Annotated in this window: 8 protein-coding genes; all 8 read left to right on the forward strand. The window is 59.5% G+C overall.

Annotation, left to right across the window (positions count from 1 at the left end):
- Positions 1-48 precede the first annotated feature (48 nt).
- The 8 genes from K6117_RS09335 (at position 49) to K6117_RS09370 (ending at position 10,867) form a co-directional block, all read left to right on the forward strand.
- The gene (locus K6117_RS09335; RefSeq protein WP_221794243.1) at positions 49-1,212 is read left to right on the forward strand and encodes a CpaE/TadZ family protein; all 1,164 of its coding nucleotides are present in this window, start codon (positions 49-51) and stop codon (positions 1,210-1,212) included.
- Positions 1,188-2,687 (forward strand): TadA family conjugal transfer-associated ATPase, encoded by a 1,500-nt coding sequence (locus K6117_RS09340; protein WP_246604983.1) that lies wholly within the window; start codon positions 1,188-1,190, stop codon positions 2,685-2,687. The genes K6117_RS09335 and K6117_RS09340 overlap by 25 nt, the downstream gene beginning before the upstream one ends.
- A complete protein-coding gene (locus K6117_RS09345) occupies positions 2,687-3,661 on the forward strand; it encodes a type II secretion system F family protein (RefSeq protein ID WP_221794245.1) in 975 nt (324 codons plus the stop codon). Before K6117_RS09340 ends, K6117_RS09345 begins: the two co-directional genes overlap by 1 nt.
- A gap of 5 nt (positions 3,662-3,666) precedes the next feature.
- Complete coding sequence (locus K6117_RS09350) at positions 3,667-4,617, forward strand: type II secretion system F family protein (protein WP_221794248.1); 951 nt, start codon at positions 3,667-3,669, stop codon at positions 4,615-4,617.
- Between the two features lie 2 nt (positions 4,618-4,619).
- Complete coding sequence (locus tag K6117_RS09355) at positions 4,620-5,333, forward strand: prepilin peptidase (RefSeq protein ID WP_221794249.1); 714 nt, start codon at positions 4,620-4,622, stop codon at positions 5,331-5,333.
- Positions 5,334-5,448: 115 nt separating this feature from the next.
- The gene (locus tag K6117_RS09360) at positions 5,449-7,311 is read left to right on the forward strand and encodes a PhoX family protein (protein ID WP_221794251.1); all 1,863 of its coding nucleotides are present in this window, start codon (positions 5,449-5,451) and stop codon (positions 7,309-7,311) included.
- Between the two features lie 163 nt (positions 7,312-7,474).
- Positions 7,475-9,748, forward strand: coding sequence for a TonB-dependent receptor (locus K6117_RS09365; RefSeq protein ID WP_246604984.1), 2,274 nt, complete (start codon positions 7,475-7,477; stop codon positions 9,746-9,748).
- Between the two features lie 75 nt (positions 9,749-9,823).
- Entirely contained in the window at positions 9,824-10,867 is a 1,044-nt protein-coding gene (locus tag K6117_RS09370; RefSeq protein WP_221794253.1) for an alkaline phosphatase D family protein, read from the forward strand.
- Positions 10,868-11,160 lie beyond the last annotated feature (293 nt).

Consider the following 11,160-nt stretch of genomic DNA (forward strand, 5'->3'; position numbering starts at 1 on the left):
TTCACCCGACCTGCACCATCAGGTCCCAGCACGGGAATGCGCTAGACCATGCACATCCTTCTCGCCTCCGCCGGGCCATGGGCCGTATCGGACGATTTGTTCACCCCATGGACCAGTACATTAACGCGGGTCGATACGGGCCTTGACGATCTGTTCGCCCAGCTCCGGCCGACGCCGCCCGACATCATCTTTATCGGCGACCTGCCGCAACATGATCTGATCGCGGCGATTATCGGCATCCGCGAACTCGCGCCCAAAACGGCGATCATCCCCTATTGCGCGAACCCGGTGCCGGATGTGTTGCTGCAATTGATGCGGCTTGGCATCAATGAAGTGCTGACGGATTTGTCGCCGGGCAATATCGGCGAAATGATTGAACGGGTCGGCAACGCACAGGCCATGAACGCGGCGGGCATTGCACCTTCGACCAGCGGCAAGACCGTGCGTCGTTTCGCCTTTGTCGCGACGAAGGGTGGCGCGGGCGCAACCTTGCTGCTCGCCAATTTTGCCATGTCGCTGGCCAAGGCCGCAAACTCCCGCGTCTTGTTGATCGATTTGTCTTTGCCCTTTGGCGATCTCGATATTCACCTGACATCGCAAGCCATCACCCATGATCTTGCCGATCTGGTGGAGGAAGTGGACCGGCTCGACCAGGCGTTGTTCAAGGCGATGGTCCATCATCTCAACGACCGGGTCGATCTGATCCCCTGTCCGCAGGTATTTGAGCGGGTGATGCGGGTGACACCCGCCAATGTCGCGCGGCTGGTTGATCAAGTGTCCGAATATTATGATTATGTGCTGTTCGATTTCGGCTCGGTCATCGATCCGCTGAAGTTGCCGATCCTTGAAAAGCTCGATCAACTGACCCTGATCGCCACGCTGGATGTGCCAAGCGCACGGCGCACGAGCCAGATGTTCACCCTGCTCGACCATCTCGACTTCCCGATGGTGCGGACCAATCTCGTTGCCAACCGGCTTGGCGCGCGTCCGAGCATCACCGCCGACGAACTGGAAAAGGCGGTCGGCAAGACGGTCGCCTATCGCTTCCCGGAAGTCGCGGCGGGCGTCACCGAGGCCTTGGCGCAAGGCATGCCGCTAGTGGAGCTGCAACCGCGTTCGAAATTCGCCGCCGAGATGAATGACTGGGTCGCCGCCCTGCTCAAGACACCACGCAAGGGGAGGTCGCTATGGCAACGCTTAAAGAGCAAATAGCCCAATGGAATAGCGCCACCCTCTGGCGCGCAGATGCCCCGACAGGCACGGGCGCCAGCCCTGTGGCACCTGTGGCGGCCAGCGCTGCGCCATCGGTCGCGGCACCGGCGATATCGGCGGTGACTTCGGTAGCACAGCATGATCTGGCCGCCTCCAAGGCGGCATCCGTCGCACGCGAGTCCATCGATCGCGACGGCTATTTCGAAATGAAAACCATGCTGCATCAAAAATTGTTGCAGCGCATCGATCTGACCGCCGTCGAAACCATGTCGGGCGACCGGCTGCAAAGCCGATTGCGGGAATTGGCGCATCAGTTGATCGAAGAAGAACAACTGCCGGTCAATCAACAGGAACATGATCAGATCATCGACGATCTCCAGCATGAAATCCTGGGCCTTGGACCGCTGGAACCATTGCTGGCCGATCCCACGATCTCGGAAATCATGGTCAACGGGTCGAAAAATGTGTTCGTCGAGCGCCGGGGCCAGATCGTGCGGACCGATGTGCGCTTCAATGATGACGCGCATCTGATGAAGATCATCGACAAGATCGTGTCGCGCGTCGGTCGCCGCATCGACGAAGCCAGCCCGATGGCCGATGCCCGCTTGCCCGATGGCTCGCGCGTCAATGCGATTATTCCGCCGCTCGCGCTTGATGGCCCGACGCTCTGCATCCGGCGTTTCGCGGTCGTGCCGCTGCAAATGGCGGACCTGATGGCCAAGGGCGCGCTGACCCGCGACATGGCGAATTTGCTGGCGGGCATGGTGAAGGCCAAGGCCAATATCATCGTGTCCGGCGGCACCGGGTCGGGCAAGACGACCCTGCTCAACATTCTATCGAGCTACATTCCCGAAAACGAACGCATCGTGACGATCGAGGATACGGCAGAGCTGCAATTGCAACAGGACCATGTCGTCCGGCTCGAAACCCGCCCGCCCAATATCGAGGAAAAGGGCGGTATTTCGATGCGCGCCTTGGTCAAGAACAGCCTGCGCATGCGGCCTGACCGGATCGTCGTCGGCGAAGTGCGCGGCGGCGAGGTCATCGACATGTTGCAGGCGATGAACACCGGCCATAAAGGCTCGCTCACCACCATCCACGCCAATACGCCGCAAGATGCACTTGGCCGGATCGAGAATCTGGTCAGCCTGTCCGGCATGAACCTGCCGATCAAGGCGCTGCGGCAACAGGTCGTGGCCGCCATCAACATCATCGTGCAGGTCAACCGCCTGAGCGACGGCACCCGCAAGATCATCAAGATCAACGAAATCACGGGGATGGAAGGCGACATCATCACCACCCAGGATATTTTCATATTCGAGGTCGAAGGCACATCGGCAGATGGCAAGGTGATCGGCAAGTTCAAGCCGACCGGCGTGCGCCCGGCCTTTGCCGATCAGCTCCAAAAGGCGGGGATCGTGCTGGATCAGAATATGTTCGACCCCGACCGGGCATCGGCATCGGGGCCAAATTAATGGACACCGGCACCAAAATCGGCATTTTACTGCTCGTCCTGATCGTCATCGGGGCGTTGGATTATGTCGTCATTCGCACGGTGTCGCGCCATTGGGGTCGTCGGAATTCAGGACTAAGCAAACGCCTCAACGCCATTGCGATGAAGCGTTCGACGCCGACGGACAATCTGTTGAAAAGCAGCGCCGTCCCGACCAACGCCCTCAGCGTGTGGCTGGCCGACAATGTTCCCGGCTTGGACGCCCTGCAATTGCTGCTGATGCGCGCGGGCAGCGAGCAACAGGCCTCGCACGTCCTTAACCTCACGCTAGGCACGGCGCTGGCTTTTGGCCTAGCGACATGGCTCGCGACCAATTCGGCGTTCCTTGGCTTGCTCACCTTCGGCCTCACCGCCGCCCTGCCATTGCTGCGGCTGATCATCAAAGCCAGTAGGCGCAAGACCCTGTTCACCGAACAATTGCCCGATGCGCTCGACTTCATGTCCCGCGCGTTACGGGCGGGACATAGCCTGTCGATTGCGATTGGCATGGTATCGGATGAACTGCCCGACCCCATCGGCGGCGAGTTCAAGACCGTGTTCGACGAGGTGAATTTCGGCATTTCCTTTCAAGAGGCGCTCTCGAAACTGCCGCAACGGATCGACAGCAGCGATCTCAACTTCTTCGTGGTGGCCGTGCTGATCCAGCGGGAAACCGGGGGCAATCTGTCCGATCTGCTGCACAGCCTTGCCGGCACGGTGCGCGAACGGCTGAAGCTCAAAGGCCGGGTGCGGGTGCTGGCCTCTGAAGGCAAATATTCGGGTGTCATCCTTGGCACTCTGCCCTTTTTCATGGCCGGGGCGCTCACCGCGCTCAACCCGACCTATATGGCGATATTGTGGGACACCCCAGCCGGTAATCAGCTTGTCTATGGCGCCTTGGTCGCGATGGCATTCGGCTTTGCCTGGATGTGGAAAATCGCGCAGATCAAGGTCTGAACCAGATGTCATCCCTGAACATCCTCGCCATTGTCTCCATCGCGCTGGTCTTTCTGGCGGTCAGCCTGCTCATCATCGGCGGCGGGCGGCTGGGGCAGGAATGGCTACAGGCCCGACGGCTGGCCCATGCGGTGAAAAAAGTCGCCCCCGTTCAAGCCGCGCGCGACGACAACGCCAAATCCGGCACCGCGCGCCGGGTCGCCACGGTCATGGAATCGCTGTCGCGCCTATCCGTCCCGAAAGAGGGCTGGCAAGGCGATCAGGTGCGGCTCCGCTTCATTCAGGCGGGCCTGCGCGGCGAGACGATTGCGCGGAATTATTATGCGATCAAGACCGTCGGCACCGTGCTGGTCCCGGCCCTGATCGGCCTCGTGATGTATTATGGCTATCGCTATGATGATCTGTTCATCATCGGGACCTGCATTTTCGTCGCCTCGGCCATGGGCTATTATGTCCCCGATTACATCCTGAAAATGCGGACGAACAAGCGCGTGAAGGAAATGCGCGAGGTGCTGCCTGACCTGATCGATCTATTGGTCATCTGCACCGAATCCGGGCTGGCGCTCGATCAGTCGATCAACCGCGTTGCCCATGAAATCATCCGCAACAGCCGGATGGTGGGGGAAGAATTCCACCTCGTCACCCTTGAAATCCGCGCGGGCGCAGGCAGGCCGACGGCGCTGCGAAACCTCGCGCTCCGGGTCAAGCTCGATGATCTGTCGAACTTCGCGTCCATGCTCATTCAGGCTGATAAATTCGGTACGAGCATCGCCGAGGCGCTCCGCATCCAATCGGAGGTCATGCGCGTGCGCCGCATGCAGCGCGCCGAAGAAATGGCCGCCAAAATCCCGACCAAGATGTTGCTGCCACTGATCCTGTGCATTTTCCCGGTGCTGATGCTGGTGATGCTCGGACCGGCGGTGATCCAGCTGCTCGGTGCATTTGAGGATATGTGACGATGGCCGTCCTCCTCGCATGGCTGGCGGGCCTGTGCGCTGGCGTCGTCATCGTGATGCTTTGCCATTGGCTGCCGCTGCGAATCGCCGAAGAGGATGCCCAATGGCGGGCTGCACTATTGGGGGATACCGTGGGCGATCTCTCCCCGCCCCCGTCATTTCGCCACTGCCTCACCCAGATCAGATGGACCTCGCCCGCCGAACTGGCGACGCTGATCGGCGCATCGGCCCTGTCGGCCTATCTGGTCTGGCAACATGACGGCTCGCTTATGACCTATGCCCAAATCCTGTTTGGCTGGTCGCTCCTCGCCCTCGCCATGGTGGATATTCGCACCCAATTATTGCCCGATGCGATCACCTTGCCGTTGCTCTGGCTTGGCCTGTTGGCCCAATTATCGCCCGCCACCCGCAATATCGGGCTGGATGCCGCCGTGATCGGGGTGGTGGCCAGCTATCTCGCCTTATGGCTGCCCGGCACGATCTATTGCCTATTGCGCCACCGCGATCCGATGGGCGGCGGCGATTATAAGATGACCGCGATGATCGGGGCATGGCTTGGCTTTGGCACGACGCTGGAAGTCCTGTTCCTCGCCGCCATGGCAGGCGCGATCTGGCACATCATCGGCCAATGGCGGCAGGGCAATATCCGGCACCATGAATTTTCCTTCGGCCCGTTTCTCGCTTTCATCGCGCTGGCCGAATTGGCCTTGGCTTAAAGATCAGCCTTGGGGGGACGTCGTTTTTGTGGCCGCGTCACCAATCTGTCACCTTGTCGGTTTAGCGGACATAACAACGCCATATCCGGCCAACCCATCAAAGGACGACAGCCATATGTCCGCCGCCGCAGACCTTGAATCGCTCATCAATATCAAGCTGAATCGCCGTCATCTGCTGGGCGGGGCCGGGGCGTTGCTCGCCGCATCGACATCCCCGGTGGCCGTGATGGCCGCCGCGACGCCCGTGGAACGACCCTTCACCTTTGAAGAAATCAGCCATGGCGTCGATGAAACCCATCATGTCGCCAAGGGCCATGACGTGCAGGTCGTGATCCGCTGGGGCGATCCGATCCTGCCCGGCGCACCCGCATTCGATCCGCAGCGCCAATCGCCCGAGGCACAGGCGCAGCAATTCGGCTATAATAATGATTATGTCGGCTATATCCCGTTGGGACGTGATCGGGCGATCATGTGCGTCAATCATGAATATGCGATCAGCCATCTGATGTTTCCCGGAAAGGACCACATCACGCCAACGCATTGCGCGATCGAACAGGCCGCCGTTGGTGCCAGCATCATCGAAATCGAACGCCGGGGCGGGCAATGGCATGTGGTGCAAAATAGCCCGCGCAATCGCCGCATCACCGCCTCTGGCACGGTCTTCGACATCTCCGGCCCCGCGCGTGGCTCGGCACGGCTGGCGACCTCGGCTGATCCCAAGGCCGAACAGATCATCGGCACCTTCGGCAATTGCGCGGGCGGCGTCACCCCTTGGGGAACCTATCTCTCGTCCGAGGAAAATGTGGATGAAAATTTCATCGGCACCCTCGCCCCGGATCATCGCGAAACCCGCAATCATCAGATGATGGGCGTGCCGGGCGGTCTCTATCAATGGGGCCGGTTCGATCCGCGCTTCGACATCGGCAAGGAACCAAACGAGCCAAATCGTTTCGGCTGGGTGATCGAAGTCGATGCGCTCGACCCGTCCAATCCGCCGAAAAAACGCACCGCCATGGGCCGGTTCAAACATGAAGGCGCGGAAACCGTCATCTCATCCGATGGTCGTCTCGTGATCTATATGGGCGATGATGAACGCTTCCAGCATCTCTATCGCTTTGTGTCGCGTGATCGGGTCGATCACAAGAACCGGGCGGCGAACCGCGACCTGCTCGATCATGGCATTTTATCGGTCGCGCGGTTCGATCCACAGGGCGTGACATGGCTGCCCTTGGTCTTTGGCCAAGGTCCGCTGACGCCAGAAAACGGCTTTGAAAGCCAGGCCGATGTCGTGATCGAGGCGCGTCATGCCGCCAAGCTGCTGGGCGCAACGCCGATGGACCGACCCGAAGATGTCCAGCCGCATCCGACCAATGGCAAGGTCTATGTCATGCTGACGAACAACAACAAGCGGCAAGCAGGACAAGAAGGCGCGGCCAATCCACGCGCCGATAATGTCAACGGCCATATCGTCGAACTGGCGGCCCCCGGCGGCGATCATGGCGCGGCGAGGTTCGATTGGGATGTGCTGGTGCTGTGCGGCCCGCTGGGCAGCGATGCGACATGGAACCCGGCGACCAGTGCAAATGGCTGGTTCGCCTCGCCCGATAATTGCACCATCGATCCCCATGGCCGCTTGTGGGTTGCCACCGATCAGGGCGCAAAATGGCCCGGCACCGGCAGCGCGGACGGCATTTGGGCGCTCGGCACCTCCGGTCCGGATCGGGGGCGCGGGTACATGTTCTTTCGCGTGCCGGTTGGCGCGGAAATGTGCGGGCCGTGCTTTGCCCCGGATGGCCGCACTTTATTTGCGGCAGTGCAGCATCCGGGCGCGGATGGTGTGGCCAATTATGCGCCCTTTGGTCGGGCATCGACCTTTGACGATCCCGCCACGCGCTGGCCTGATTTCGATCCCAAGCTACCGCCGCGCCCATCGCTGATCGCAATCACCCGCAAGGATAATAAGGAAATAGGCCTGTAACTCGCAGGGAAACAGGATCAACTTGAGGGCAATAAAGCCTGTTTGTCATTGTTCTGTCGCGGCTTTGTCGCCGAGGTGAAACCAACAAGGTGCATTTCCCCCTTTGCCTGCTGCGCCGCAATATATGTGGCGCGGCAGGCGGTACATTCACAAAGGGGTTATCATGACTATTCGTTCGACGCGGCAGATGCTGCTGCTGTCCGCCATCGCCTTCACGCTCCCGGTTGCCGCCCATGCCGCCACCGCGATTGAGGCTGCTGAAACCACGGTTGATGAAATCGTTGTGCTCGGCACCGGCCAGACCCGTCAGGTGCAGGAAGTGTCGCAGGAAGATCTGGGCCGTTTGGCACCGGGTTCCAGCCCGCTGAAAGCGGTTGAAAAGCTGCCGGGCGTGAATTTCCAGTCCGCCGATCCCTTTGGCGCCTATGAATGGTCGACCCGGATCTCGATCCGTGGCTTCAACCAGAATCAGCTCGGCTTCACCCTTGATGGCATTCCACTGGGCGACATGAGCTATGGTAACCATAATGGCCTGCACATCAGCCGCGCGCTGATCGCTGAAAATGTCGGCGTGACCCGCGTATCGCAGGGCGCTGGCGCACTTGGCACCGCCTCCACCGGCAATTTGGGCGGCACGCTGGAATTCACCTCGCGCGCGGTGTCGGATGAATTCGGCGGCACGATTGCAGCCACCTATGGCGCCGAAGAAACGAAGCGCGGCTATGTCCGCCTCGACAGTGGCAGCCTGACAGCATCAGGCCTGAAGGCGGCGATCAGCTATGCCTATCAGGATGCCGATAAATATAAAGGCGGCGGTTCGCAGCGTCAGCATCAGGCCAATGGTAAGCTGGTGCAGCCTTTGGGCAGCGATGGCGCGTTGACGGCATTTCTCAATTTCTCCGATCGTCGCGAAAACGACTATCAGGATATGTCGGCGGAAATGATCACCCGTCTGGGCAGCGATTGGGACAATTTCGAACCTGATTGGGCAACCGCCGTCTTGGTGGCCGATATTGGCAACAATCGTGGCGATACCGGCGCAGCTATTAGCAACCCTTCCGCTGGCACGGTCTATCCGGGCAAGATCACCTCGGTTGACGATGCGTATTATGCGGGCGCAGGTCTGCGTCGTGACTGGCTCGGCGGTGCAACGCTGGAAGGCAAGCTCAGCAGCGCGATCACCGGCAAGGTCACCGGCTATTACCACAACAACAAGGGCATGGGCCTGTGGTATACGCCTTATACCCCGACACCGGGCGGCGCGCCGATTTCGATCCGCACAACCGAATATAATATGGAACGCATCGGCTCCATCGCCTCGCTGGCCATCGACCTCGGCAGCCATAAGGTCTCGACCGGCCTGTGGTATGAAAATAACGACTTCCATCAGGCGCGTCGTTTCTATGGTCTCGCCAATAGCCCGACCGTCAGCCAGACGAGCCTTGATTATCCGACGAACCCGTTCTTCACCCAATGGGAATTCGATTACACCACCAAGACCTTGCAAGCACATCTGTCCGATAGCTGGGACGTCACCGACGCCCTGACGGTCAGCGCTGGCTTTAAGGGCATGAGCGTCCGCAACGAAGCCACGCCCGTCATCAAGGGTGGTTTTGCCGAAGGCAAGATCAAGGCGGAAGATTGGTTCCTGCCGCAGGCCGGTTTCCTCTATCGCGTCGGCGACAAGACCGAATTGTTCGGTAACTACACCGAAAACATGCGTGCTTTTGCCTCCGCCGCCTCAACAGGTCCGTTCTCGGTCAAGCAGGCAGGCTTTGATGCAGGCCGTGCCGATCTGAAACCGGAACAGTCACAGACGTTTGAAATGGGTCTTCGCACCCGCTCAAACGGCTTCCAAGGCTCGATTGCCGGTTATTATGTGAACTTCAAGAACCGCCAATTGTCGCTGCAACAAGGCGCGCCCATTCAGGGCCTGCCCTCGATCCTGCAGAATGTCGGCAAGGTGCGCTCTGTCGGGGTTGAACTGACCGGCCTGTACAATGTCACCGACGCCGTGTCGCTGTTCGCATCCTATGCCTATAACGACTCGCAATATAAGAATGACGTGATCGACCGCACGGGCATTCTGATTGCCGCCACCAATGGCAAGACCGTCGTCGATAGCCCGAAGCAGCTGATCAAGACCGAAATCGCCTATGATGATAAATCGCTCTTCGGTCGCATCGGCGCAAACTACACCAGCAAGCGTTACTACAACTATCTGAACGATCGTTCGGTTAGCGGTCGCGTGATCGTCGATGCCAGCATCGGCTATCGCCTTGCCGGTTTCGAGTTGCAGGCCAGCGTCACCAACCTGTTCGACAAGGATTATGTGTCGACCGTCGGTTCGGGTGGCTTCGGCAATTCGGGCGATGGCCAGACCTTGTTGACCGCCGCACCGCGCCAGTGGTTCGTGACGCTCAAGAAGGATTTCTGATCCCTCAACCCTCTACCTGAAGGCCGGGGTAGCGCAGGCTGCCCCGGCCTCTCTTGTATCTAAACAGGAATATCGATGAGACTGACCTTCAGCCGCCGCCAGACCTTGGCCGTGGGCGCCGCGACGGCATTATTGCCGGGCAACGCCTTTGCCGCCAAGGAAGCCCCGCTGTCTCGCATTGCTTTTGGCTCCTGCTGCCATCAGGACAAGGAACAGCCGATATGGGACCCCGTCCTCGGCTTCGATCCGCAATTATTCGTGTTCCTTGGCGACAATATCTATGCCGACACCGAAGACATGGCCATCATGCAGGCGAAATATGATAAATTCGCCGCCAAGCCCGGTTTTCAAAAACTGCGCGCCCATTGCCCGACCATCGCGATCTGGGACGACCATGATTATGGCAAGAACGACGCGGGCCGCGAATATCCGAAAAAAGCGGAATCAAAGCAATTGTTCCTGAAATTCTGGCAGGAACCGCAAGCCTCCCCCCGCTGGTCGCGCGAAGGCATTTACACCAGCTATATCTATGGCCCACCGGGCAAGCGGGTGCAGGTGATCCTCCCCGATCTGCGCTGGTTCCGCTCCGGCCTGCTTGGCAATACCGAAGAACCGCACGATCGCGGGCCGTATCTCCCCAATTTTGACCCAAAGGCGACTATGCTGGGGCCCCAGCAATGGGAATGGCTGGAACGCGAACTCCGCAAGCCCGCCGAAGTCCGCATCTTGGGCATGAGCACGCAAGTGCTGGCCGATGCGCCGGGTTATGAAGCATGGGCCAATATGCCGTTCGAACGCCGCCGCTTGTTCGACCTGATCGACTATACCGAAGCCCGTGGCGTCGTCTTCATCTCGGGCGACACCCATTATAGCGAGCTATCGAAGTTGACGGATGGCGTGCCTTATCCGTTTTACGACCTGACCTCCTCCGGGCTGACGCAGGAATGGCCCTTCCTTGCTCCGAACGACAATCGGGTGGGACCGGGCTTTACCGAAGCCAATTTCGGAGCAATCACGATTGATTGGAAGGTCACAGATCCGATCATCACGATGGAAACCCGCAACAAGACGGGGAAACTCCTGATCCAGCAACGCATCGCGCTATCGACGCTCAGATAACGCAGGCCCGACACAGCGCAGGTTTGTCGAAGCGTAAATATAAATGGCCGAGGCTCAACCAACGATTGATCCTCGGCTTTATTTTATGCGGCCATTATCACGCCAGTTTGGCGTTGCCCGGTGCGGTGTTCTGGCATCGCCCCATCACGTTGCGACCTGCCCCCCCCCTAAACGCCAAAAAGCCACCCGAGGGTGGCGTTTGTGTGAGTGTGTTGTGTGTGATTTGGTTGCGGGAGTAGGATTTGAACCTACGACCTTCAGGTTATGAGCCTGACGAGCTACCGGGCTGCTCC

The sequence above is a fragment of the Alteraquisediminimonas sediminicola genome, from assembly GCF_019740335.1.
GTDB classification, from domain to species: Bacteria; Pseudomonadota; Alphaproteobacteria; order Sphingomonadales; family Sphingomonadaceae; genus Alteraquisediminimonas; species Alteraquisediminimonas sediminicola.